Origin of the sequence: Peredibacter starrii (genome assembly GCF_034259205.1) — a bacterium.
In the GTDB taxonomy this organism is placed as follows: Bacteria; Bdellovibrionota; Bacteriovoracia; order Bacteriovoracales; family Bacteriovoracaceae; genus Peredibacter; species Peredibacter starrii.
Window position 1 is genome coordinate 2404143 of record NZ_CP139487.1, and the last position, 23725, is coordinate 2427867.

The window sequence follows — 23725 nt, forward strand, 5'->3', positions numbered from 1 at the left end:
AGCCATCAAGGCTCCCCAAAGATATTAATAAGAACGTTCTAAAGCAGCAATACGATCTTCAAGACTTGGGTGAGTTGAAAGGAAATTCATGAAACCTTTCTTAGAAGAAATTTTCATGGCCTTCATAGCGTCTTGAGAGTCATCCACCATATCAATTTTTTGTTGCAGGCGTCTTAATGCGGCAACCATTTTATGTTTACCTGCATACTTAGCGCCCCCTTGGTCTGCGCGAAACTCACGCATTCTAGAAACGTAAGCAACCACAAACATACCCAGGAATGAGAAAAGAATCTCACAAACCATAACAGTTAAATGGTAACCCATGCCGCTTGTTACTGGTCTGTCATCATCTCTGTCGCCACTCATCGCTTGTGACAAAGCGAAAGCAGCAACACGCGCGAAGAACATAACAAAGGCGTTCACTACACCCTGAACCAGGGCCATCGTTACCATATCGCCGTTTGCTACGTGAGCAACTTCGTGAGCGAGCACACCCTCAACTTCTTCAGTGTTCATCTGTTGAAGAAGACCAGTAGACACCGCCACAAGTGCGTTGTTTTTTGTAGGCCCAGTCGCGAAGGCGTTTACTTCTGGAGAATGATAAACACCTACTTCAGGCATTTTCTCGATACCAGCTTGTTTTGCCAGAAGGTGAACTTTACGAACAAGGTCACCATATTGAGAACGTTCATCAACGATCTCAACACCCATCATTCTCTTGGCCATGAATTTTGAAAGGAGAAGGGAAATCCCCGATCCAACAAAACCCCAAACCAAACAGAACACCATGAGGGCCTGATAGTTAATTCCCGATGCTGTGAGATAATTTCCAACGCCTAGAACCGAAAGGATAATAGACACAGAAACCATCACTAAAATGTTAGTGAGAACGAATAAGAAAATACGTTTAAACATTATGAAACTCCTAAATTGTTCCTTGGAACATTTTAAAGTTAATACTTTTTAATCGAACGTCAAGGTTAGTGAACCTAGAGTATTAGAATTATTAGCGCCCAGGCCTCTGCAAGTAGGCTTGTTTGCGGAGTTCGCCAGAGGGTAAAACAAAGAGGGCCTTCATGGATCGAATGGCCGAGTGAGTCACATTTAATTCCTTGTCGACTGACCTGCGGATTGTTACGCTTTGAGTCTCACGAATTATTAAAAGGACTTATCGCATGAAACATTGGATGTCGCTTGCACTTATGTTCGTATTTCTCCCACTTGCCTGGGCCACTCCAAATGAAGATCAGGTTCTGGAAGAAACTCTTTACCAAGATTTCAAACAACTTATTCATAACAACACCATTAACCAGAGATCAGGGCTAGTTGCTTTTGATCAGTCTTTGTTTGTGGATGCGCTTTGGGACGCTCTGGATGAAGGAGACCCGAATGCCAAGGACGTTTTGGATAGTGTGAAGACTTATCACTATGAACTAGTGGAGAAGCTTCGTGTGGCGATTTTAAGAATTAAGTATAGCCGTACGACAACTCTCCCGGCAGAACTAGTGAATGAACTGATTAATGTTCTTCGTACTCCGGAAGTTGAAATTAAACTCATTTACACTCTGGCCGCCTACGAGAAAGAAATCCTGACAGCGGGACACACTGATGTCGTTGAGCTTGCGAAAACTCACCCTGAGTATTTTGATATTGCAGAAGATGAAGTTCGCAGAAAAGAAATCACGGATGATCTCATTGAAGATCTTTTCCATAAGACTCCAGATGCAACGACTTATATGAACGGTGAGTATGTGAAGAGTGTAAAAATCTTCATGTTCTGTCGTGAGAACCGTTTGTATCCGTGTCTCATGGTCATGAGAAACATTCATGGTGAAGTCGTAAGAGAAGCTGACGGTTCAATCTGGAATCATCCGTCTCTCGCTTCTTCGGCCCATGGACTTCCGAGCTACACTCGTAACGGAAACACTCCAGCGGGTATCTTTACAATTGATTCAGTAATGCCGGCGGCCGATCAACAGATCTCGTTTGGTAAGTTCCGTCGTATGATGCTGAACTTTGTTCCGAAATCAAAAGACGAGGTTCTTTTTAAGTCTCTACTTCCGGCTTCATCTCATGATCAGGACTGGTGGAGAACTTCAACAGTTGCTCGTGACGCCGGAAGAAACCTGTTCCGTATTCATGGGACTGGGAAAATCAATAAGGATCCAACGACGCCTTACTTCCCTTTCATGAGAACCAGTGGCTGTATCGCTCAACGTGAGAACACCTACGGTACAATTACTTACAGAGATCAGCGCGAACTACTTGACGATATTATGAAAGCAATGGATCTTCGTCCTTCTTTCGAAAACGAAGTAAAAGTAAAAGGCATTCTTTATATCGTGGAAATCGATGATAAGGCAGCACCTGTGACAGCTGATGATCTTGCTCTTAGAGGCATCCTATGAAGTATTTAATTGTTCTTCTTTTTTCGGTGGCTGCATTTGCCGACGATCCTGAGATTTCAGTTCAGGGTAACTGTGAGATCAAGGTTACTCCTGATCGTGGGGCGATTACGTTCACGGCCGAGAATCAGGCACGTGATCAGAAAGATGCTGTTAAAAAGACGACAGAACAGATTAATCAGCTTAAGGAAGAAATTAAAAAATTAAACCTTGCTGACCTTGAACTTAAAAACACAAACTACAATGTGTTCCCGGTTCGTGAGTACGAGAAAGAAAAAATCGTAGATAAAGGCATTCGGGCCACTCTTTCGTTAGAAGTTACAACTTCTGAGATTGCCCGCATTGGCGAGGCGATGCAGTCTGCTGCGAAAGTTGGTGTGATTAACGTAGGGTCTCTTACGACCTTTCTCTCTTTAGAGAAGTCGCAGAAAGAATACTTAAAGTGCCTTGATATCGCGGCCGACGATGCAAAGGGCAAGGCCCAACAACTTGCTAAGAAGCTCGGCTTTAAACTTGGCGACGTTATTAAATTAAATGAAGTCCCGCAGATGCCTCAACCGGTTCCAGTCATGGAACGCGCGATGATGAAATCTATGGACGCAGCTCCTGCTCAGATTGAGCCAGGAACACAACAATATTCAACTAACATTCAGGTCACATTCAAAATTAAATGATTACGCAAAACCTTTCCCACTATCAACTCCTGGACTCTGGTCTGGGCCGTAAACTTGAAATTATCTCAGGTCTAAAAGTAAACCGTCCAAGCCCTCAGGCCATCTGGAAGCCCATGCTGAAAGATTCTGAGTGGAATCAGGTCACATCTAATGTGATCCGCACTAAAGATGGCGGTGGGAAATGGGAACACAAGAAAGAGCCTGCAGAGAATCTCTCTCTGCCTTTTACTATCGATGGGAAACAACTCTCTTTCCGTTTGAAATTCACTTCATTCGGGCATTGTGGAGTTTTCTTTGAGCAGATTCCGGTGTGGATGTGGCTCTATGAAGAAGTTAAATTTCTAAAACAAAAACTAGGTCGCGCTCCCAAGGTCGTGAACCTTTTTGGTTACACCGGATGTGCAAGTATCGTCATGGCCGCGGCCGGTGCTGAAGTTTTCCACGTGGACAGCTCTAAGGGTGTCCTTGATTGGGGGAAAGAGTCTCAGGCCCAAAGTAAGATCAAAGCGGACGCTATTCGCTGGGTCCAGGGTGATGCTCAGGAATTCATTCGTCACTCTTTTAAAAAGAACTTCATGTATGACGGAATCCTCGCCGATCCTCCTAGCTGGGGCCATGGTGTAAAAAAAGAAGTTTGGGATTTTGAAAAGCACATTCATCTTCTAGTGGATGGAATGCTGTCCGTGATTAATCGCGAGAACAGCTTCCTGTTCCTATCAAGTCATACCCACGGTGTTCAACCTGAGGCCCTGAGAAACCTCATTTGGGACAAGCGGTGGAAGGACATTGAGGCAAGTGAGCTGGGTGTAAGGCATCAAAACGACGCCCGCATTCTTCCGGCCGGTATTTATGCCGCCGCTCGAAGCTACCAGAAGTAGTTTCAAGAACTTAAGCACAATTAAAGCATTCTACTCAAGTATCCGATAAGCGAGACCATGAAGGTCTTAATTATCATTCTCTTGAGTGCGTTCTCTCTTCATACGTCAGCAAAAGATCGGGCCACGGTAGAGTCTTTGACCTCACTGATGGAAGAAACCCGCAATCCAGTCATCGATCAAAAAACACGACTGGAAAGTCTTCACTTCAGTCGCCGAATGATGGAGCAGCTCCTTTCAAAAGATGTTGGAGTTCCAGTTAAAGACCTCAATCGTTATTTCCTACAAAGTGCTACTGCTGTTCAATCACTCTACTCCGATGATTGGTATGATCTCCAAACAGAGTTCTACACGACTCTCCATCAAGAAATTTTTTATCAGCGCTTAGAAGCGATGAAGAAGAACTATAAAATCACTGAGTACGGAACTAACATTGCCACCAGCATGATTGGCCACTTGGGAGATTTTTCTCCTCGGGCGGAAGGGCGATTTTACATTCGCACCAACAAGGTCTCGGTCGGAGTGGTTCAAGGTAAATCACGCTCAAGTAATGTGCCCTTCTTTCTTATGTCCTCCAATATGAATGATCTTCTGGCCATGGACGCTCACACTCCCTTTGAAGAGTTGTTCCCGACTGCTAAGAATGAAACCACGACTAATCCGAGTCTTGATACTTTCATGAAGCACACGCCAATCACGACTCGTGCGCTTAATCAGGAACTCGCGGAGAAGATGCAGATCAATCACCGCATCGGAATTCGCGCGGCCGCCAATAGTGCCAAGACCATTGCGAGTATTTACTATCTCACGAATGAATTAAATCGAAGCCAGACGGAAAACAAGGTCGCTCGGTTTGTGAATGCGAACTGTGAAGGATGTACTCCTCGCGAGAAATCAGATTTCACCAAAGGTGCCATGACCTATGTGGATAACATGAGAAAAGTTATTCAGGTCGTGAGTACAGAGAACCTTGCAAAGAACTTTTGTTCTTCGCTTAAAAAGAACGGTTATATCTGGGACCTTGATAAGAGCAAACCTCACGCTCTTGAGATGATTGCGGACGGGCGAAATATTGTTCGTTACGTAAAACATAGAAAGCTCTCTAAGAAAAATCAGGAAATCCTCACCATGTCCATCATGGAACAAGATATGGGGATTCTCTTTTTGACTCGTTCTATGAATGAGATGAATAACTTTAATGAGCCCGCTGGAACAAACCTTCGCTGCGTACCTTCGACTCTAAAAAAAGACGCTGAACTCATTCGTCTGGCGATTAAAGAGGCCGAGGCCAATGTTGAAGAATACATGACTCGCGTGAATGTAAAGATCCTGAAAGCGCGCTATGACCGTCATGCCTCTCAAAGAGCACTGGAATATTTTATTCAAACCAATCAGGCCGCGACTGCTGAGGCATTGGTGCATTTCCCTCAAGGCATTAAGGATTTCGCGAAAGCTGTGATTGAAGTTGATAAAGACGTTAAACGTCGTGAGACCACAGATAACGTCATCACCTGGGGTGGTAATATTATCGGTGTGGGTCTTATTCTCACTGGTATCGGTGCACCCGAAGGTGCCGCGGTCCTGATCGCCACGGCAGGAGTGGTAAAAAGTGTCAGCTCGGGAACTTACTTTGCCATTCGCTCTCAGCAAGAAAAGAAATTTGCCCGTGAGATTTTGCTTGCGAAAAAAGGTACTGAGGATTTTTTAATCGAGGCCAATTTAAGAAAGCACTACTCTGAATACATGAAACTCAAGGTTCAATATATTAAAGAGTTTGCATCAACCGGTATTAGCTTTTTCCAACTACAAAAAACCGCTCTCGCTGCCACTGGCGGAAGTGTTGAGGAGTCCCACAAACTTCTTCACAAAGTTTTTGATGCAGCAAAAAGCCAGGGCCAGGACATGGCCCAGGAAAAGATATCTGAAATGGTGATTCAGTTTGCTTTAAATATGCGCTAGAGACCCTGACGGAACCATTCAGTCAGAATGGCGGTCGTGGCATTGGAAACGTTTAAGCTTTCCACTTCGCCGGTACCAGGAATCGAAAGAAGCTTATTCATCTTCTTCATCATAGAGTTTGAAAGACCCTCGCCTTCCGCACCCAGGAAAAGAATCGCTTTTTCAGGAAATTCAAAATCAAAAATCGACTCTCCATCATGAGATGAAGTGGCGAGTGTTTTAAAATTGTTTCTCTTCGCCAGATCCAGAACATGGGCCCAGTCAGTCACTTGAATGGCCGGAACAACTTCTGCTCCACCTTCCGCCGTTCTCATGGCAGCACCGGAATTTGCAACCGGTACCTTCGCTTCATAAATAATTCCGCTGATTCCAAAGTGAGCAGCAGAACGCATGATCGCACCCAAATTATGCGGATTAGAAACTTCTTCCAGGGCCAGGATCAGAGTTCGGTAAGGGTTCGCGTGAAGGAGTGTTTTAAGCTCCGGAAGCTCTTTATTCTTCACGATGAGGCAAATCCCCTCATGGTGAGTGGCCTTAGTAATCCCCTCAATTTCATCATTATTCACAATATGGTAAGCGAGCTTTTGATCGGCCAGAAATTTCATGAGGTCTTTGTATAAGAACACTCCATCCTGGTTTACATAGGCCCTAACGATGTCTTCGCGACGTTTTTCAAATACTTTAAGGCAGGCATTGCGGCCATAGACCTTGGTTTCTTGGTTTTTTTTAGCATGTTTCATAATGCGCTCTTTTAACATAAGGGGCCCTTGGTGTATAGAAGACCCATGACAGTTTACACAGGTTATTTGGCCATTCATAAATTTGAGGCGGAGCTCGAGCGCGAGCTGGAGATTCGTGGTCTGAAAGTGGCCATGAAGAAAGATCGTTTATACCTGGTTGAGGGCAATCACCCTCAGCTCATTTGGGCCCAAATGACGGCCTTTGATCTGGAGTTCATTAATATCACGTCGATTAACGACGGAGCTAAGAAGCTTAAGGCCCTTGGTCGCAACTGGGGTCTCTTTACGGTGGGTCACCACCGTCGTGCTCAATTGATCCAGGACGAGCTTCCGAAAATCAATAAAAAGCCCATTCCTTTTCGTCACGCCTTACCGTCGATGCCGATGGGGTTCTGGACCCTGTGGGGGCCGGATCAAATGCTTGCCACTCAGAAGACCTCTTCGCCCTTTGCTTTGGGTGAGATGGATTTTCAGGAAGACAAGGAAATGCCTCCTTCTCGGGCCTATTTGAAGCTCTGGGAGTTCTTCACGGTGTACGCGCCTGAGGCGATTCATGGTGGAGTTTCAATTGACGTGGGATCTTGCCCTGGCGGTTGGACTTGGGTTCTTCGCACATTGGAATTTGATAAAGTGTATTCCGTGGATAAAGCACCGATTGAAAAACGTATTATGGATTTGGGCCGCATTGATTTCAGACAGGAAAGTGCCTTTGGTCTTGATCCAAAGAACTTCGAAGAAATCGATTGGTTCTGCTCAGATATTATTTGTTATCCAGAGAGATTATTAAATCTTGTGAACCGCTTCCGTGAAGCGGGCAAGGTGAAAAACTTTGTTTGTACTATTAAGTATCAAGCGGAAACTGACTGGGAGAATACTCTGAAGTTTTTGGAGATTCCTGGTTCTCGCATTGTTCACCTTCATCACAATAAACACGAAGTGACGTGGTTTTTGAAAGGAGCTAACTCGTGAAATACTTTTCCTTTGATAAAACACAACGTTTAAAACTCACTCGTGATTTAACCAAGCATATTAAGCGAGGAAACCCTTGGGTATTTTCAGATGCCGTTGAAAAGATCAAGGCACCGGAAGGTACATACGTTCTTCTTGTAAGTCACAAGAACGAAGTTCTGGCCCATGGTTTCTACTCTCCCAATATTAATCTTTCGTTTCGTATGCTCACTCTGGGCGATAAGAAATTTAACGACGCCATGGTGGAAAAACGTTTCCGTCAGGCGATTGAAAATAAAAAGCACCTCTTGTCTCAGGAGAATAAATGCTTTCGCCTTTTAAACGGTGAAGGCGATGAGCTTCCTGGCATGGTGGCCGATTTCTATGATGGGGTTCTGGTATTAAAGCTTGATGGAGCTGCCGCCGAGGCCTTCTGGAAAAAAGAAGCGGTCGCTGAATTCTTCATGCAACAAACTGATCTTCCGGTAAAGTGCGTTTACTTCAAACGTAAGAACCGTGAAGAAGAAAAGGGTCTTATCCTTGCTGGTGAATGCGATAACCTAACTGATCTCGAATTCCTCGAGCACGGTGTGAAGTTCCGCACAAACATCATCGATGCCGCCAAGACTGGTTTCTTTTTAGATCAGCGTGAAAACCGAAATTTCATCCGTTCCGTTTCAAAAGATAAGTCACTCTTAAATCTCTTTGGTTATACCGGCGGATTTTCGATTTATGCCGGTCTTGGTGGTGCCTCTAAGGTTACTACTGTCGACATCGCTCCGAACGCTATTAAGGCCTCTGAGGTGAATTGGCAGATCAACCTCCTGTCACCTGAGAAGCACGAAGCTCTGTGCGAAGACGCTTTTGAATTCGTAGCGGAAGCTCAGAAGGCAAAGCGCCAATGGGACATCGTAATCACTGATCCTCCTAGCTTTGCTCCAAATCAAAAGGCGGTTGAATCGGCACGTGAGGCATATACGAAGATATTCGCCGATTCACTGCGCCTCGTGAAAGACGGCGGCTTCTTTGCTGCTTCAAGTTGTTCGGGCCACATTAGCTTTGAGTCTTTCCTCGAGATCGTTCAAGAGGCCCTTTCAAAGTCCCGTCGCCGCGGAAAAGTGCTTTTAATTAAGGGTCAGCCGGAAGATCATCCCTTCCCTTTCGCTTTGCCTGAAATGCGTTATCTGAAGTTTGTTTATCTTCAGGTTTTTCAGGATTAATAAAGCTGCGGGTTTTAAACCTTCAATGTAATCATGGTCTCCCTCAAAGGAGACCTCATGAAAATCCTCTTCCTGGTTTTCACCTTCCTTGCTCTCATGCTCACTGGCCATGCTCAAAAACAAACTTCGCAGTACACCTGCCAGGCCTCACACAAACACTCTGAAGTGGGTTTTGTGATGGACATTGGCGCCACTCGCACAGTTAATGTCGGCGGCTGGGACCTTAAAATCAGTATCGAGCGAGTCAATAAAATGATCGAGGTCTCAGTTTCCCGCGCGGTAAATGTCTTGGATGCAACTTATCGCCGAGAGGCCAAGCGCAGTTATCCAACAACTGCTCGCACTCTCCCGGTAGAGTTAGTGCACGATTTCGGTGGCAAACAGGACGTATTTAACGTTATCTGCTTTCCTCGTTAATACCTGAGTGTGGCGTGCTTTAAGAACATGGTACTTCTCATTTTAAGGAGTGCCCATTGGGCCACCACTGCCGATACAATCCACATCACGTGATAAGAAATTGATTCACCTGTCAGATCGAGTGAAATATTGGTCAACATCAGCCCACTCCAAAGAATGGCCGGAAGAAAGATAAGTGAAAACTTATAACGGTTCCAAACCCACCAAAGCTCTTCGCCCTTCATTCCAATGAAGGCCACCATGAGTCCGGCAGATAAGAAGAGAGATCCACAAAAGGCCGCACAGGCCCAATCACCAATCATACGCACCATATGAGTGATGCCGTGACCATCCACTAGTCCTAGTCCAAATTGCGGACACACCGACATTGAAAACAATGCCCCTAAAAGCTGGAAGCCCAAGAACTTAGCAATAATAGATTTCGCGTGGAAGCTTAAGAGAATGTCTTTCTTTGCCAGAGACTTTAAATGCTCCGGGACACTTTCTTTTCCAGTCATAAATTCTAAAAATTCTTTATTCATAGAGTTTGTTCCTTAAACCTCTAAGTGTTCTAGATAGACGTTGGCGAAGGTTCGCTTGTGACAACCCAGTTTCCATTTCTAATTCTTCGTAACTAAATCCCTCAAGATAGTACTTACGAACCAAATCTTGAGATTCCTTTGGAAGAGTCTCCAGGAGTTCTTCCAGACCATCATCTTTGAGGTCCTGATGATAGATTTTTTCAATCAATTCATCCTGGAACTCTTGTTTATTAAGCCTTCCTAACGATCGATACTCATCAATCAATAAGTGCTTCATCATAACAAAGAACCACGGTGCAAATGGCTGATCCTGATAGAGATGTCTCTTCTCATGGAGCTGCCGCCAGACCTTTTGATAAAAGTCTTCTGACTCCGAAGTTCGCAAACGTTTTCTGATGAACCCGTAAACCATAGGGGAGTATTTTTCATAAAGTTGCCCGAAGGCCACTTCACTCCCCTTTACGTATTCGCGCATCAGCTGTTCATCAGTTTTCATAGACCCCTATTGTCTCACATTAATTTTGGGAGAACAAAGGCGTAAAACGCGCCGATAAGATTAATCACCAAGGTGACGTAGAAGAGCGGCTTCGACCAATTCTTGGTATTTTGACAGTCTTCTTTCTTATCAATGGGACAGACTTGTTTCTCTGCGTATTTTTGTCCAGCAAAGGACACCGCAAGCATGAAAAAGCTCAGTCCAAAAACCAGTTCTTTATTTTCAGAGAGCCAAATGAGTTGCGGGAACTCGCCCAAAAAACTCGCTAGACTTGCTCCGAAACCTAAAAGCACCAACGTCGATGGAATCGCACAACAAATGAGCGTTCCAAAAGACGAGAACAAGCTTAGGTAGCTTATAATTTTATTTTCTTTCGATCGAAGCAACATTGTATCCTGCCTCTGTAATTAGTTTTGTGATCGTCTCATTTGAAACATCCTGGTCACCTGTTTCAAATTTTACAAATTTATTTGATAGGTCCACATTTAAATTTTTTACTCCAAGGCCAGAAAATTTCTTTTGAATTCCCTGAGCACACATGGAACAAACCATACCATTTACTTTTACATTTATTTCCGTAGCCATAACGTTCATTGCTCCTAACATTAAAAATACTGCTAATAATTTCTTCATATGCCCCCTAATAATGAACCATGAGATTTAGCATCCAGTCGCCGCGGGTCGAGGATCCAATTTCCCATAATACATTCTGATAAAAAAATCTAAGCATCGGCGTGATCATGACGGTTTCATTTAAGTCATCAATGACCATCCCTTGCACCATGAACCAAGTCTGAAGACTGTTAAAGTCCGCAATCGCCGGAGAAAATCCCACACGTGCTTGGGTCATGGATAAATCTGAAAACTGATAGTACTTCAATGCTGTGTAAAGGACGCGGGTCTCCCAGTCGGCCTCAGCACCAACTACATAATCTCCAAAGGTCCCACGAGGCTGCCATTCCTGATCTCGAACACCCACGCCACCATGGACATAAAGATTGGCCTGGTAATCTTCGCCATTAGCACGCCAAAGAAGATGATTCAGTTTTAAAAAACCCATTTCAGTGTTCGCCTTCTCCTGAGAGAAGCGCCAATGATCTACTCCAATGGCAAATTTATTGGTGAAGGAATACATGACATAGTTATTCGAGTAATCCTTCATATTGGATGAGCTTATGGCCCAGCCATCCTTATAAATCACCGGATGGGCGAAACTTTTAAATGAGAACAACAGAGCTGCAAATGTGATTAGCTTTTTCATGCACTCTATAACGGTGGGGGCCTCCTTTTTGTGACAGCTACTTTCGCCAGCGAAAGTATTTTTTTTAATACTTGACCATTCCGTATCTTTTCCGTATTGTTTCTAGCATGAGACTAAATCATGTTGCAAATAAAATTTTACTAAGTGACACAAAAAAATTGGCGGGTGCTGAAAGAGAAGCAACTGTAAAAGTGCTTCATCATTTGAAAGAAATAGATAAAAGAAAGCTTTATTGCGATTTGAAGTATTCCTCTCTATTCGCCTATTGTGTCCATGAATTAGGTTATTCAGAAGGAGCGGCCCAAAGAAGAATCGTCGCCGCCCGAGCTATTGCTGAGATGCCAGAGATTGAAAAGAAAATCGAAAACGGAAGCTTGAATCTAACTAATATTTCATTAGTGAATCAATTTATTGAAGATCCTATTCAAAAGCGTGAAGTCTTTAAAGAAGTAGAGAATCTAACTAAGAATGAATGCGAACAAAAACTATTTGAAATAACAGGTAAGGAAGCAAAACCTAAAGACAAAAAGAAGCGCGTATCAAAAGACAAAATCCAAGTTGCGTTTGTACTTAAAGATGAGACCCTGGCCTTGGTGGACAAGCTCAAAAATCTTATCGGCAGAGAAATGGAAATGGATGAACTCGTCCAATTTATGGCGAAGAAGGCCATAGAAGCGGTCGAAAAAACAAAGTTCAAACAAACAAAACCTCGCAAATCACTTCCGCCAGCGAAAGTAGGAAGAGTCATTTCTGCATCGGTAAAACGGGAAGTGTATACGAGAGATAAGAAATGCACGAACTGTGGATCAACTCGTAATCTTAATTATGATCATATTCTCCCCTACTCGATGGGAGGGCCAAATACCAAAGAGAATTTGAGATTATTGTGCTCTCCTTGCAATCAAAGAGCGAGGATTAAGGCGGGACTTTTGGCCCCGCCCGGGAAACTACATGTCTACAAGTAAATCGTAAGAGTAATTTGAAGTGCGAGATAAACAAGCATCATCAGCACTTGTTACAGAAATTGTTTTAGAGAACTTAGGTAGGATCGCTTTGAAAATCGCAACGTTCAGACCACATGATGGATTACGACGGTTACCAGTGATTGTCATGCGACGAGCTTCATCGCGGCCAGTAGGTGCTGGAACATCGAACTCCGCAACGATGCGAACTGGGCCCTGCATCCAAATATCGATGCCGCCAGAGCAAGTTACATCGATGTTTGTGGCACCAAGAGTTTTAAGGTGCTTGATGGTTTGAGATTCAGCGTAAGTACAAGCATAGAATGAGCGTCCCCAGGACTCCATTCCAGCATAGGAGATAAAAGCACGTTCAGAAGCGAAAGAAGATAAAGAAAATACCAGGGCCGCGAAAGTGAGAAGCAATTTCATAGAACCTCCAGTTGAGTTTATCGACTAGTGTGTTCTAGCAAGTTTCTTAAAGTTAAGCCACACCTGAGATTTTAAGAAATCGAGATCCAAGTGAAGACATTCGGCAGCACGAAGAAAGATATCGTGAATGTCGAGGTGCTTCTGAGAATCCGTTTCTAGGAATAAGTTTTGAAGAGGAACAGAAGGCAGGAGTTCTCGCACTTGCGGAGAATTATCCAGAGATAAACCAAAGGAGAAATAACATTGAGAATGTAAGCGTAAAAAATCTTTCATGAGTTGTTCGTTGCCGCGAAAATCGTGGAATATCCACGGAGTCGTCGGTTTGCGCTCTTTCATGATTTGTAAAAAATCTGCGCCGGCGCGGACATTGTGAATCACTAAAGGCAGCTGATGCTTCTCAGCTAACTCCAAGTGCCATGTGAACAGCTCTTTTTGCTGCTCAAGGTACTCTGGATAAGTGCGATCAATTCCGGATTCGCCGACGGCCCAAAGTTTGTTGGCCTCTGCGAGATTTTTTACATGGGATTTAAAAACTTCGATGTCTTCCGGAAAATCTTCCAGCCACCAGGGATGGACCCCGGCGGAAGTGTATTCGGCCGATTTTTCGGTTTTAAGTTCTTTTTCGGAGAGACACTGAACACTCACAGAGGGATCGTAAAAATCCCGTCTGTGAGTATGAATATCAAGATAAGGAGTCTGATTCAAAATTAGAAACAAGAAATGTTGTGAGAAACGCTTTGGATTCTGTCGTTGAGGTCACGAGCGTAGAATGTTCTGAAAGAAGAACCGCGAGCGAAGACCCAGTCAGAATAGTATTCTGAGTATGATTTACCAGATTGAGTTCTCATCCAAAGAGTTCCGTTACAGTGAACATTACGGGCATCATGGTTCCAAACCTGAACCTGAACTTGTGAACCATAGTTATAAACGTTAGGGAAAACAGCGTCCTTGGCCGCGAATACTGATCCTGAAACGAGAAGAGCGAGAACCATCGTTAAATTTTTCATTGGAATCTCCTTTTCTATAATTAAACCAATGGTTATAAAGAAGGTCTATAGATTTATACATTGCACGGAGTTAAAAAAATGGGACTTATATCAGCTGAAATTGAAAAATATTGCATCGATCATTCAACCCGTCCAAGCGCTGATGCGAAGGCCCTAGAGGATCACACTCGCGCTGGCATTCACGGAAGTAACATGCTGATTGGAGAGATGGAAGCATCTGTGCTGACGTTCCTCATTAAGCTTGGGAAAGTAAAAAACATCGTGGAGTTTGGAACCTATACTGGCTATTCAGCATTAGTGATGGCAGAGCAAATTCCAGCTGACGGAACTGTGACGACAATCGATATCAATCCGGCCACCACAGCAATTGCGAAAGAATACTGGGCCAAGTCAGCACACGGTAAAAAAATTCAACAGATTTTAAAACCGGGTCTGGAAGCAATGAAAGACTTAGACGGAAAATACGATCTGGTTTTCATCGATGCCGATAAAAACAATTACTCAAACTATCTGGACTGGGCCCTTGAGCACCTAAGCCCGAATGGTTTCATTGTTGTGGATAATACTTTGTGGGCAGGAAAAATTCTGACTCCGGGACTGGATAAGCAAACTGACTCAATCATCGCTCATAATAAAAAAGCGCGGGATCTAGAAGGGTATACGAAAACACTTCTTCCGATCAGAGATGGAATGTTCCTGATTCAAAAAAACTAATAACGTCCGCCTGGTTGTTGAACGCGCATGGTTTCGACTTGCTCTTGCATTTGCTGTTGGTCATAGGCCCTCTGCGCGTCTCCGCCGGAATCCCAGTTTTTTCTTTCTTGTGAAGCACAACCGATTAGAATGAATGCGGCCATGATAATGAAGTGTTTCATGACTAAACTCCTTCTCGATTCTTCTATTTTATATGGCTTCACATTCCGCTTCATATGAATTCTCCATGAAGCATGTCTCACTCACCTAATTACTCGGGCATAATTTAGTTTTATTATATTTTCATTAAACCATTCCCCTCATTTAATTTGATTGGAATGGAGGTCTCTTATGAGATTAACTGAGTTCGTAGTTGTCGTGATGGCCGCACTTCTCTTTCTCATCCCGACCATGAGGCAAGAGAACAGGCCGATGGAGCGCCAGGAACAGGAAGAGGCACCCATGGAACAAGTATTGGAGGAATCTAATACCTTTAAGATCACCTATGAGGTTCAAAAACCGGAAGAAGAGAGTCTCGCCGATATTATCTGGATGAAGAGAGCGGCCGAAGTGGCCAAGGACGAGGGCATTCCCTACTTCAATGTGCTTGAACAACATACAACGAAACGATTCGTAGATTCATACAACATGGAACTTTCAGTTGTAGAAGGTGTGATTCAATTGGATAAAGATCCTATGCGGGCGGAGTTCGATGCTAACGAGATAGAAAGCCTAGTGCTAACTGATTCTCCATAGCTCCCACCGTTCGGTTATGAATCTCAAGTGCCAACAACGCCGCAAATCCACCGGCAATGGCATCGTAAACATAGTGCTGACCGATCGCTAAGGCCGAATAACTAATCAATAAAGCAAACACCGTGAAAATTAAAAAGAGTCTTGGATGTTGGCGGACACTTAAGGCCGCTATGAAAGACGTGCTCACGTGAGTACTTGGCAAACAAGTAAACGGTTTATCCGCAGAAAACAAAATTTCAAAGGCGAGCTTTGTAAGATCATTCACTCCTTCCATCGGAACCGGAATTCGATCGATCGAACTCGGAAACAGAAAGAACACAATATTGGTAATAATAGTAAGGATAAAAAACAATTGTAGAAAATGAAGATGAAGTCCCAATCGAATCAAAAAGAAAAACATCGCGACTGGCATGAGATAGGCCGACAAATAAATCCAAATCCAGTTCGGTGAAAACACCACGATCTCATCAAAGGCCGTGCGAGGAATGTTCCAGATCTCAAAAAACTGAAACCGATTATTGAAAACATAAAGGATCGCGTACACCAGAAGTACGCCAACCATGAGGGCCAAGTCGTTTAGATTGATTCGCTTTAACATGTTGTAAATTTTACCCCGGACAGAATCTTACGGTAGTGCCGGTGTAAAAATGACTTACCATGTGTCCATGAACAAGACAGCAATCCTCCATTTCGCCCTACGGTCGATCATTCGGCAGAAGTCCCGAAATGCGTTTATTATTGTTATTGTTTGCCTTACCTCGATCTTTTCCCTCTTCACCGCGAGTCTTTTTGAAGGGAAGAACCACCAGCTTAAAAACAGCATTATTGAGACCGAAACGGGCCATTGGCAGGTCCTGGATCGGGGCTTTTTCGATACCCAGGATCCCATGAATCCTGAGGTCCTGGACCGGAAGCTCTTAAAGAAATTAAGACCCTATAAAATGACCCCTGAGCTTTTGTTGAAGACCACCATCCTTCACCCGGAAGGTTCTCAGGAATTGACCCTGATTGGAATTGAGCCGGAGTCTCATGAGAAGGTATTCCCCCTTAAAGCGCATGTGACGGGCACCTGGCCCATTCCCAAAGAGAACCGCCGGACCGTGGTGATCGGCCAGAAATTTGCCGAGAAACTTAAACTCGCCATCGGCGATGATCTGGTGATCACCTATCAGGACAGAAGTAATGCGATCTTAAATGAGGCCCTTACAGTGGTGGGTATATTTAATAAATACGGGCCAGGTTTTGAGGGACATAATGCCTACGTTAGGAATGAAGTCATTCAGGATCTTCTAAGCCTTGCGGACGCTGGGTCTTTTCACCGTGTGATTTTAAAACCACAAGACGCCAAGGTTCCTCCGGTGATTAAGAATAAAAATCTGGTTCTTAAGTCTTGGGACAATCTCTACCCAGAACTTAATGTCATGATGAGATTCCATGATGGCACCACTCGCGCGCTTATCGTTTTCATGCTGGTGATTGCTTTTGTATCAATCATCACACCGATTAATATCTTGTGGGACGAGCGAAAAGAAGAAGTAAAACTTCTTCGCACTCTAGGAACTGGTGATAAAACGATTTATCTATTAGGCGCCTGTGAGGCAGTTACGATTATCGGAATTTCTCTCATCCTAAGTGTTTCTATCTGGGGCGTTCTTCATCTTTTAAGTATTCAAAAAGGACTCGACTTTACTCTCTTGGGTGAACAACAAGTCGTGCGTGAAGGCATTCAGATTTCTCCTCTGGTTTTCCCGGTGATTAACTGGATGAATGTGATTGTGATTTTAAGTTTTCACGCTGTGATTATTTTTGGCAGTAATTATTTTTGCGTGAAGAAACTTGTTAAAAAGGAAGTCATCGATGCGTGATCATTTCTTCCTTTTAAAAGTGGCCCTCCGGAATCTTGGTCGTCATCCACGCCGAACGATTCTTCTTATTTTGGGAATCGCGCTCGCCAATGCTCTCACGCTATGGATTCTGACCTTCCGACAAACAACATTTAAAACCATGATGGATAACATCCTGGGCATGAAGTATGGCCAGGAACAAATCACCGCCCCTTCTTATTATGACTTTGAAAAAGGGAGCATTAATCCTTTCAAGATCATTCAAAAAGACTCCATCAAAACACTTCCAGAGACCTACACTTTGAGGACTCAAGGAGTGGTGCTACTCGCAAGTCAGAAAAACGCTTTCCCACTCTTAATGAATGGCTACGATATGAAGCGAGAGCTTGAACTCTCACGCCTTTCTACTCTCTTAAAAAAAGACTTTAAGTTTCAGCATAAATTCCCTCTGATTTTGGGAAAACGTCTGGCCCTTGCCCTTGCCGTTGATGAAGGTGATGAGGTGGCAGTCATTGGCCAGGCGGTCGACGGATCAGTGGCCAATGAGCTTTTCACCGTCGAGAAGATTTTAGATCTTGGAGGTGGTGAGTTTGAGAAGACTTTCGCCGTGACGGATCTCTCCTCAATGCAGGAATTTCTCTCAATGGGCCCGGATCAGTATCACCTGCTCGTGAACTTTGGTGATCCGATTAAAGGTCCGTCCATTTTAGAGAAAATTCAGTGGCAAAAACTCTTGCCACAAATTGCTTCAAGCTCAAGCTTCATGGACCGCTTTACAAAATTTTATGCCATTTTCTTTGCTTTAGTGGCGGGAATTGCCATGGCCAATACTCTTTCACTCTCGTTTTTAGAACGGGTGAAAGAATACAAGATGACCACCATCATTGGGGCACCTCCAAGCTGGATCAGAAAATCCATTGCCCTTGAGATTTTTCTCGTCTCAGTTGTGGCCCTTCTATTAGGGAACTTTGTAATGCTCACTTGTATCGGGATTTTTAATATCATCCCGCTTAATTTGTCGGTTCTAACAGGTGGGGCGCCCATTACCATGGGTGGCATTCACCTCTCCCAAGACATGTACCTGAATTTCTACGGCTGGGTTTTCCTTTCATGTAATCTCTTTCTTATAGTGACTCTGGTGATCGCTTCCTTCTATCCGCTTAGAATTGTGCTCAAGAAGAGCCAGACCGATGTCTAACTCTTAGACAGTTTGGAAAAGATTTCTTAAAGACCCATCCCCGTGGGCCCTCTCAAGTAAAATACCCCCATGGCCACATCAGTAATCTTCATTCCGGGAATGTTTAATCCGTTTATTAATACATTTCTTGGAACCTATTTCATTGATCAAATGGAGTATCTCAAAGCTCGTGAGATACCGTTTGAAATTATGCCGGTCCATACTGAGGGGTCGATTGAAAAGAACGCCAAAATCATTCGTGAGCGCATTTTAAATCAAAAAAATCTTGTGGCCTTCTGTCACTCTAAGGGTGGCGTGGATCTCTTGCATGCTCTGATTCTTTACCCCGAGCTTCGTTCAAATTTTAAAAAGATTATTTTCGCCCAATGTCCGTTCTTTGGAACTCCTCTGGCCGATATGGCGATGAAATCTGAAACCATCACAAGTGCATTTTTCAAAATTGTTCTAAATGGCGAAGTGGTTTCAATTAATGAGTTATCTCGCAATATACGAACCAGCTATATGCAGAGTCACGCTGAGGAAATCCAAAAAATTATCAGTGAGATCGCTATTGAGTGTATCGGCAGTTCTAAAAAACCTGAGGCCGGTCGTTTTGATTCTATTCTAAAAATTCCAAGAGACTTCATTCAACTAACCTATAAACTTCCTAATGACGGCATGATCCCGACTGAGAGTGCTCTTATTCCAGGGGCAAAACACACTGTCTTTGAAGACCTCGATCACGCTTCTGCGGTGATTCGTCTCACTCCACAGGTCTTTGATCGCATGGCCTTTTCTCATTCTGTTTTTGAGGAGGCCCTGGCGTGAAGCACTTAATTGAAGACCATCGCATCCTTCTAAAGTTCTTCGCGGCCAAGAATCCTTGGACCGTGTTGTATTTTGTGGTTCCACTACTCACAGGTCTCGTTCTCTGTATGCCAGAGATCAGGGTTTTAAATCTTTTGATCGCGTTGCCTTTATCATTTCTGTATTGGAGTTTTGTTGAATATCTCATTCACCGCTACTTCTTTCACTGGATTCCTAAAAATAGAATCCTTCGCTACCTCACAAGTTCGTTTCATTTGTATCACCATGAGAATCCAACCGATACAGGTGTGATCAATTCAGGTTGGGTGACAGGAACATTGGGCGTGTTCTTTCATTTTGGGATTTTTTACTTTGTGTTCCGGTCCCCATTTCAAACCGCTCTTGAGCTCACTTTTGGTCTAGTGCTCGTGTATTACTATTACGAATGGGTCCACTATAAAGTGCATGAAAAGATTTATGAGAAGGGCATTATGCGCTTCCTTCAGAACTTTCACCTCACCCATCATGTAAGTCCTCGTTGTAACTTTGGGCAGATCACTCCGATCTGGGACTTTTTATTAGGTACAATGAAAGAGAATAAAGAAACCAAAGACAATCCTCGCATGCGCTCCTTTGTAAAAGGGGCCCGATGAGCTTTGCTAATGAGCAATTCCTCTATGTACTGATCCTTTTTGGAATGATCGTGATCATTCCTTATCTCGTGCTGTGCTTTGCTCCTTTGAAAGTTTTGGAACCTTGGAAATCCGTCGTTTCAAAAGATAAATCGATTATAAGACCCCTGCTATTATCGCTCTCAACTCTCGCGATCATTTATGGAGTTTTCCTTCTTGGAAGCTTAGTGAAGTTTCAACAAGACCTTCCAACCTGGTATCTCGTCTTGTCAGTTCCCATGGTGATTTTTATTCACGATGCTTATTTTTATTGGACCCACTATTTGATGCATAAATCGAAGTTCCTCTACCGCTTCCATAAGCATCATCATCAAAGCGGTGATACGACTCCCTTAGATGCATTTGCTTTTCATCCGGTTGAGGCCTTTATTCATTTTATTTTCTTTGTGATTTATCCGGTGATCATTCCGACGAGCTTAGAGATCATGCAGTTTATGTTTTTGTGGATGCTCATTTGTAATTCGGCCGGACACTTGCCTTATGAATTTTATCCGAAGTTTCTCTATGACTTTCCCATCATTCGACAATTTAATACGGCCACACATCATCACATGCATCATCAATACTACAATTCAAATTTTAGTTTGTACTACAATTGGTGGGACCGCTGGATGAACACTAATCAGAAAAGCTACTTCATGCGTTTTCAAGAAGTAAAAGAGAAGACTCACTCAATACTGAAGAAGGGCCTTCACCCATCTGGCTAAACACTCTTCGGCCACGGCCTTTGAAAGAGTCAGGCGCGGATGAAAAACCACCGCTAGAGACTGCTCACCATTCATGGAACCCGTCATGGCCCCAAAAGGCTGGGCCGCAATCACCGGTGGAAGTCCGAACCAATGGGACTTCATAGTATGGCCAGGTTTTGTTTTCCAATTACCAAGATTGGTAAAGACACCCGTTCTCACTTGAATGAAATCATTCATCGTCACCAGTAACTTCAAAAGGTGAGGTCCCAGAAACTGGCCAAGACCAATTCCGACATGACCACCAAAGAAGTCCCCGCGACTAAGAGATTTCTTTAAATTTTTATCCAACGCCTGAGCACTCTGGCCAGTTGTGATCCTGGCGTCCACAAAACCTGTGATGTTTTCCAAATGATGGTTGAAGTCAGTGCGAAGATTGACAGGAATTAACCAATATCGAGGCAACAGAGATTCTTTAATGTAAGGATTTAAACTAAGATTCAAATGATGAAGAAGATAGGCATTTCTACTTACACCGAGCTTCTTGGCGTTCATCCAAATCTTCTCAGTCTCGGCAACAGAAAGAGAAGTAAAAGCATAGGCCTGGGGTTTCTCACTTTTTTTATTCCACTGGTTTTGAATTTTCCAGCCTGGACTATAAAAAGGCAGGCGCATGAGGTAGCGAAAAAAGCTGTAAGCAAAAAACAAACTTGATGGACGATTTCTCACTGGGAGTTCCGGAATCAGGAGATCACTCTCCCCACGCTCTTTCATGATACTTAAGAAGCCTCCGACTCCATCCATCTCACCGTGAAAGACTTCGCTCTCCAGGACTTCACCTGATTCAGTTTTCTCAATCACCGTAAAGTGCGAGTACTCACCCTTCTCTTCCAGGATTTTAAACCACCGATAAATAGATTCCTGTGGGGTCATAGAGAAGTCACCATAAGCTTAATCGGAGCATTGGGATACAAATTCACGAGCGGCTTAGGACGAATCTGACTTAAATCACAACCAGGAGTGACTTTGAACTTCTTAAAGAATTGAAATAGGTATTGTTGGATCTCAAACTGCGCGAGACTCATGCCAATACACATACGAGGACCTTTCGCAAAAGGAATGAAAGCGTCTTCGTTATAGGGTCTCTCAAAGCGAGGGGGATCGAAGGTGTTTGGATCATTCCAGAACTCTGCATTTCGATGTAAAAAATACGGAGAGATCAAAACTAGTGAATCTTTTTTGACTTTAATACTATCAAGTTCATCGTCTTTGGCGGCCTGACGAGAGAACAACCACACCGCGGGATACATGCGGAAAATTTCATTGATAACGGAGCTCATGAAAGGAACTTGCTTTAAAAACTGAAAAGCATTCTCTTCCCCGCTCGGCATCGAAAGCCCCTTCACTTCATCAATCAATCGTTCTTGATGATTCTCATGACGGGCAAGTTCATAGAGGGCCCAGCTTATAGATAAGGCCGTCGTTTCGTTTCCAGCAATCAGCATAGTCACGAGTTCATTTCGAAGTTCCGTTAATGAGAAGTTTTTATTTTCGGCATCGATCTGTTTCAAATAACGGCTCAAAAGATCTTTATAAGAGTCCTTATCAGGATTTTTAAGACGCTTTTCAATGATTCCATCCACAATTCTGTGAATGATTCCACTTAACTTCTTAAATGTAATATTGGCCGGCAATGGAAGATTATCCATAAACTCAAATGGATAAAGGGCCACCACCGTGCACTCATTTTGAATTCTTAATACTGTTTCATGAAACTCTTCAAACACCTCATCAATGTCATCTGAGAACATGATTTTACTTATCACCCTGAAAGTGAATTGGGCCACATGTGAGTAAGCATCAATGACTTCGCCAGACTTGACCATTGAAAGGGAGAGATCCACTTCCTTCTCAACGACCTCACGATAACCAGCAATGATCTTGGTTTGAAAGATTGGTTGAGCAAGAACTCTCCTCTCTTTCCAACGGTCTCCATTGGAAGTTAGAATGCTGTCACCAATTAAGGGCGAAAGTGTTTTATAGCGAGCGGACTTTGGATAGGTCGCCCATCGCTCCATCATGACGGTCTTGACCAGATCCGGACGATTTAAAAAGAAGCCATTCAAACTTCCGAAAGAAAAATAAAAGGCCTCGCCATTTTCCTTTCGAAGGCCTTCAATATATTCCACAAGATTTGAGTGGTGTTTCCAAACACCTCTGAGAAGACTTAAGTTCGAGACCTTCTTAAGTTCATTCATTTTTTATTGGCCTCAACGAGTACGTAATCAATGAGGCCCTTCTGATATGACCAATCAAGCACGTGATCAATAATGTGCCCAACGCGACCGGCGAACCACCCACGAATCTTCACCAGCTCCTGGATGCATTCTTCACGGTTCTGTTCTTTGCAGTAACCAGGAATCACATTTTCACCTACACAGTGAACGACGACATCTGTAAAGCCCGCTTTCTCAAGATTGGCCTTATAGTCTTCCGGTGTTCCTACGTTGTCGTAAGGAATGTTCCAGAGTTTTGTTACGAGCTTCAGTAAAAATGCCTCATAAGGATTGGTTGGCATTTTCTTGGCGACGTAGTCTGAAAATACCACTCTCCCATTTGGTTTTAAAACTCGGTGGCATTCTTTAAAAAATTGGTTGCGAGTATTAAAGTGAACAATCCCTTCAATACACAAGATATGAGAAAATTCATTCTCTCCGAAAGGAAGTTTAATCGCAGTTCCTTGAACGGTTTTGATTTTATCCTGAAGTCCCGCTTGATCAATTCGCCGCTTGGCATGCACCAAATGCTCGAACATTAGATCATAGGCCGTAATTTTCCTGACCGGAAAATGATTAGCAAGAACGATATCCTGCCCACCCATTCCACATGCAACATCTAAGAGTTCAGCTTGATCGTCTAGTTTCAGCATGACTCCCAATTTCTTCACAAGAGTTTCGGCCGCAACCAGATAGTCCTCATTGCCGTTTTCCCAAAAACCAAAATTAAGGTAACCACCATGAAAGTCCACATAGTTCTCCACGCCGTGAGCGTAGAACTTAGTGACTTTGTGCTCGTGAGAACTCTCATCCCAAATGATTTTCATACTAAAACCGTCAGACTTAAAATGTTCGTGAAATTGCTAAACTCCGTTACTAT

The 23725-nt window shown here is 43.6% G+C and carries 30 protein-coding genes; 15 read left to right on the plus strand and 15 right to left on the minus strand.

Going from position 1 to position 23725, the window contains the following annotated elements; all coding sequences use genetic code 11:
- Positions 1-24 precede the first annotated feature (24 nt).
- Positions 25-918, minus strand: a complete 894-nt coding sequence (gene htpX, locus SOO65_RS12175; RefSeq protein ID WP_407677013.1) for a protease HtpX — start codon at positions 916-918, stop codon at positions 25-27.
- A gap of 257 nt (positions 919-1175) precedes the next feature.
- On the opposite strand from htpX, the gene SOO65_RS12180 reads away from it, so the two are divergent.
- The 4 genes from SOO65_RS12180 to SOO65_RS12195 are packed head-to-tail and all read left to right on the plus strand — an operon-like array spanning position 1176 to position 5913.
- Positions 1176-2408, plus strand: a complete 1233-nt coding sequence (locus SOO65_RS12180) for a hypothetical protein (protein WP_321390165.1) — start codon at positions 1176-1178, stop codon at positions 2406-2408.
- On the plus strand, positions 2405-3079 hold the full coding sequence (locus tag SOO65_RS12185) for an SIMPL domain-containing protein (protein ID WP_321390168.1): 675 nt from the start codon (positions 2405-2407) through the stop codon (positions 3077-3079). The genes SOO65_RS12180 and SOO65_RS12185 overlap by 4 nt, the downstream gene beginning before the upstream one ends.
- Complete coding sequence (locus tag SOO65_RS12190) at positions 3076-3957, plus strand: class I SAM-dependent rRNA methyltransferase (RefSeq protein ID WP_321390171.1); 882 nt, start codon at positions 3076-3078, stop codon at positions 3955-3957. Before SOO65_RS12185 ends, SOO65_RS12190 begins: the two co-directional genes overlap by 4 nt.
- Positions 3958-4014: 57 nt before the next feature.
- Positions 4015-5913, plus strand: a complete 1899-nt coding sequence (locus SOO65_RS12195) for a hypothetical protein (RefSeq protein ID WP_321390174.1) — start codon at positions 4015-4017, stop codon at positions 5911-5913.
- Here SOO65_RS12195 and SOO65_RS12200 read toward each other — a convergent pair.
- Positions 5910-6653, minus strand: a complete 744-nt coding sequence (locus SOO65_RS12200) for a TrmH family RNA methyltransferase (RefSeq protein WP_321390177.1) — start codon at positions 6651-6653, stop codon at positions 5910-5912. The two genes, SOO65_RS12195 and SOO65_RS12200, sit on opposite strands and share 4 nt — an antisense overlap.
- 45 nt (positions 6654-6698) lie before the next feature.
- Here SOO65_RS12200 and SOO65_RS12205 point away from each other — a divergent pair, with 45 nt between their 5' ends.
- Genes SOO65_RS12205 through SOO65_RS12215 form a run of 3 tightly spaced genes read left to right on the plus strand, consistent with a single transcriptional unit; the run spans position 6699 to position 9238 of the window.
- Entirely contained in the window at positions 6699-7622 is a 924-nt protein-coding gene (locus SOO65_RS12205) for an SAM-dependent methyltransferase (RefSeq protein ID WP_321390180.1), read from the plus strand.
- Positions 7619-8821 (plus strand): class I SAM-dependent rRNA methyltransferase, encoded by a 1203-nt coding sequence (locus tag SOO65_RS12210; protein WP_321390183.1) that lies wholly within the window; start codon positions 7619-7621, stop codon positions 8819-8821. The genes SOO65_RS12205 and SOO65_RS12210 overlap by 4 nt, the downstream gene beginning before the upstream one ends.
- Before the next feature lie 57 nt (positions 8822-8878).
- A complete protein-coding gene (locus SOO65_RS12215) occupies positions 8879-9238 on the plus strand; it encodes a hypothetical protein (protein ID WP_321390186.1) in 360 nt (119 codons plus the stop codon).
- On the opposite strand, the gene SOO65_RS12220 is transcribed toward SOO65_RS12215, so the two are convergent.
- The 5 genes from SOO65_RS12220 to SOO65_RS12240 are packed head-to-tail and all read right to left on the minus strand — an operon-like array spanning position 9235 to position 11516.
- Positions 9235-9759: a hypothetical protein gene (locus SOO65_RS12220; RefSeq protein WP_321390189.1), complete on the minus strand. Its 525-nt coding sequence runs from the start codon at positions 9757-9759 to the stop codon at positions 9235-9237. The two genes, SOO65_RS12215 and SOO65_RS12220, sit on opposite strands and share 4 nt — an antisense overlap.
- On the minus strand, positions 9752-10255 hold the full coding sequence (locus SOO65_RS12225) for an RNA polymerase sigma factor (protein ID WP_321390191.1): 504 nt from the start codon (positions 10253-10255) through the stop codon (positions 9752-9754). The genes SOO65_RS12220 and SOO65_RS12225 overlap by 8 nt, the downstream gene beginning before the upstream one ends.
- Before the next feature lie 14 nt (positions 10256-10269).
- On the minus strand, positions 10270-10644 hold the full coding sequence (locus tag SOO65_RS12230) for a hypothetical protein (protein WP_321390194.1): 375 nt from the start codon (positions 10642-10644) through the stop codon (positions 10270-10272).
- The gene (locus SOO65_RS12235) at positions 10619-10888 is read right to left on the minus strand and encodes a heavy-metal-associated domain-containing protein (RefSeq protein WP_321390196.1); all 270 of its coding nucleotides are present in this window, start codon (positions 10886-10888) and stop codon (positions 10619-10621) included. Before SOO65_RS12235 ends, SOO65_RS12230 begins: the two co-directional genes overlap by 26 nt.
- A gap of 7 nt (positions 10889-10895) precedes the next feature.
- Positions 10896-11516, minus strand: a complete 621-nt coding sequence (locus SOO65_RS12240; RefSeq protein ID WP_321390199.1) for a hypothetical protein — start codon at positions 11514-11516, stop codon at positions 10896-10898.
- A 107-nt stretch (positions 11517-11623) separates the two neighbouring features.
- On the opposite strand from SOO65_RS12240, the gene SOO65_RS12245 reads away from it, so the two are divergent.
- Positions 11624-12481, plus strand: coding sequence for an HNH endonuclease (locus SOO65_RS12245; protein ID WP_321390202.1), 858 nt, complete (start codon positions 11624-11626; stop codon positions 12479-12481).
- On the opposite strand, the gene SOO65_RS12250 is transcribed toward SOO65_RS12245, so the two are convergent.
- The 3 genes from SOO65_RS12250 to SOO65_RS12260 form a co-directional block, all read right to left on the minus strand.
- Positions 12464-12907 (minus strand): hypothetical protein, encoded by a 444-nt coding sequence (locus tag SOO65_RS12250; RefSeq protein ID WP_321390204.1) that lies wholly within the window; start codon positions 12905-12907, stop codon positions 12464-12466. The two genes, SOO65_RS12245 and SOO65_RS12250, sit on opposite strands and share 18 nt — an antisense overlap.
- A gap of 24 nt (positions 12908-12931) precedes the next feature.
- The gene (locus tag SOO65_RS12255) at positions 12932-13552 is read right to left on the minus strand and encodes a TatD family hydrolase (protein WP_321390207.1); all 621 of its coding nucleotides are present in this window, start codon (positions 13550-13552) and stop codon (positions 12932-12934) included.
- A 62-nt stretch (positions 13553-13614) separates the two neighbouring features.
- Positions 13615-13914, minus strand: coding sequence for a hypothetical protein (locus SOO65_RS12260; protein ID WP_321390209.1), 300 nt, complete (start codon positions 13912-13914; stop codon positions 13615-13617).
- A 78-nt stretch (positions 13915-13992) separates the two neighbouring features.
- Between SOO65_RS12260 and SOO65_RS12265 the strand changes: the two genes are divergently transcribed.
- Positions 13993-14628 (plus strand): O-methyltransferase, encoded by a 636-nt coding sequence (locus SOO65_RS12265; protein WP_321390213.1) that lies wholly within the window; start codon positions 13993-13995, stop codon positions 14626-14628.
- Here the strand turns inward: SOO65_RS12265 and SOO65_RS12270 are convergent.
- Positions 14625-14789, minus strand: coding sequence for a hypothetical protein (locus SOO65_RS12270; protein WP_321390216.1), 165 nt, complete (start codon positions 14787-14789; stop codon positions 14625-14627). The two genes, SOO65_RS12265 and SOO65_RS12270, sit on opposite strands and share 4 nt — an antisense overlap.
- Before the next feature lie 169 nt (positions 14790-14958).
- Here SOO65_RS12270 and SOO65_RS12275 point away from each other — a divergent pair, with 169 nt between their 5' ends.
- Complete coding sequence (locus tag SOO65_RS12275; RefSeq protein ID WP_321390218.1) at positions 14959-15363, plus strand: hypothetical protein; 405 nt, start codon at positions 14959-14961, stop codon at positions 15361-15363.
- Here the strand turns inward: SOO65_RS12275 and SOO65_RS12280 are convergent.
- On the minus strand, positions 15323-15961 hold the full coding sequence (locus SOO65_RS12280) for a phosphatase PAP2 family protein (protein WP_321390221.1): 639 nt from the start codon (positions 15959-15961) through the stop codon (positions 15323-15325). The genes SOO65_RS12275 and SOO65_RS12280 overlap by 41 nt on opposite strands.
- A gap of 67 nt (positions 15962-16028) precedes the next feature.
- Between SOO65_RS12280 and SOO65_RS12285 the strand changes: the two genes are divergently transcribed.
- The 5 genes from SOO65_RS12285 to SOO65_RS12305 all read left to right on the plus strand — a co-directional run bounded on the left by SOO65_RS12285 (position 16029) and on the right by SOO65_RS12305 (position 20590).
- Entirely contained in the window at positions 16029-17228 is a 1200-nt protein-coding gene (locus SOO65_RS12285; RefSeq protein ID WP_321390223.1) for an ABC transporter permease, read from the plus strand.
- Entirely contained in the window at positions 17221-18405 is a 1185-nt protein-coding gene (locus tag SOO65_RS12290; protein ID WP_321390225.1) for an ABC transporter permease, read from the plus strand. The genes SOO65_RS12285 and SOO65_RS12290 overlap by 8 nt, the downstream gene beginning before the upstream one ends.
- 69 nt (positions 18406-18474) lie before the next feature.
- On the plus strand, positions 18475-19212 hold the full coding sequence (locus SOO65_RS12295; RefSeq protein WP_321390227.1) for a hypothetical protein: 738 nt from the start codon (positions 18475-18477) through the stop codon (positions 19210-19212).
- Complete coding sequence (locus tag SOO65_RS12300) at positions 19209-19844, plus strand: sterol desaturase family protein (protein WP_321390230.1); 636 nt, start codon at positions 19209-19211, stop codon at positions 19842-19844. The genes SOO65_RS12295 and SOO65_RS12300 overlap by 4 nt, the downstream gene beginning before the upstream one ends.
- The gene (locus tag SOO65_RS12305; protein WP_321390234.1) at positions 19841-20590 is read left to right on the plus strand and encodes a sterol desaturase family protein; all 750 of its coding nucleotides are present in this window, start codon (positions 19841-19843) and stop codon (positions 20588-20590) included. The genes SOO65_RS12300 and SOO65_RS12305 overlap by 4 nt, the downstream gene beginning before the upstream one ends.
- On the opposite strand, the gene SOO65_RS12310 is transcribed toward SOO65_RS12305, so the two are convergent.
- From SOO65_RS12310 to SOO65_RS12320, 3 genes are read right to left on the minus strand one after another with little or no spacing between them, the layout of a single operon-like run.
- On the minus strand, positions 20555-21502 hold the full coding sequence (locus SOO65_RS12310; RefSeq protein WP_321390237.1) for a hypothetical protein: 948 nt from the start codon (positions 21500-21502) through the stop codon (positions 20555-20557). The genes SOO65_RS12305 and SOO65_RS12310 overlap by 36 nt on opposite strands.
- Entirely contained in the window at positions 21499-22827 is a 1329-nt protein-coding gene (locus SOO65_RS12315; protein WP_321390241.1) for a cytochrome P450, read from the minus strand. Before SOO65_RS12315 ends, SOO65_RS12310 begins: the two co-directional genes overlap by 4 nt.
- Positions 22824-23672, minus strand: a complete 849-nt coding sequence (locus tag SOO65_RS12320; RefSeq protein ID WP_321390244.1) for a methyltransferase domain-containing protein — start codon at positions 23670-23672, stop codon at positions 22824-22826. The genes SOO65_RS12315 and SOO65_RS12320 overlap by 4 nt, the downstream gene beginning before the upstream one ends.
- Positions 23673-23725 lie beyond the last annotated feature (53 nt).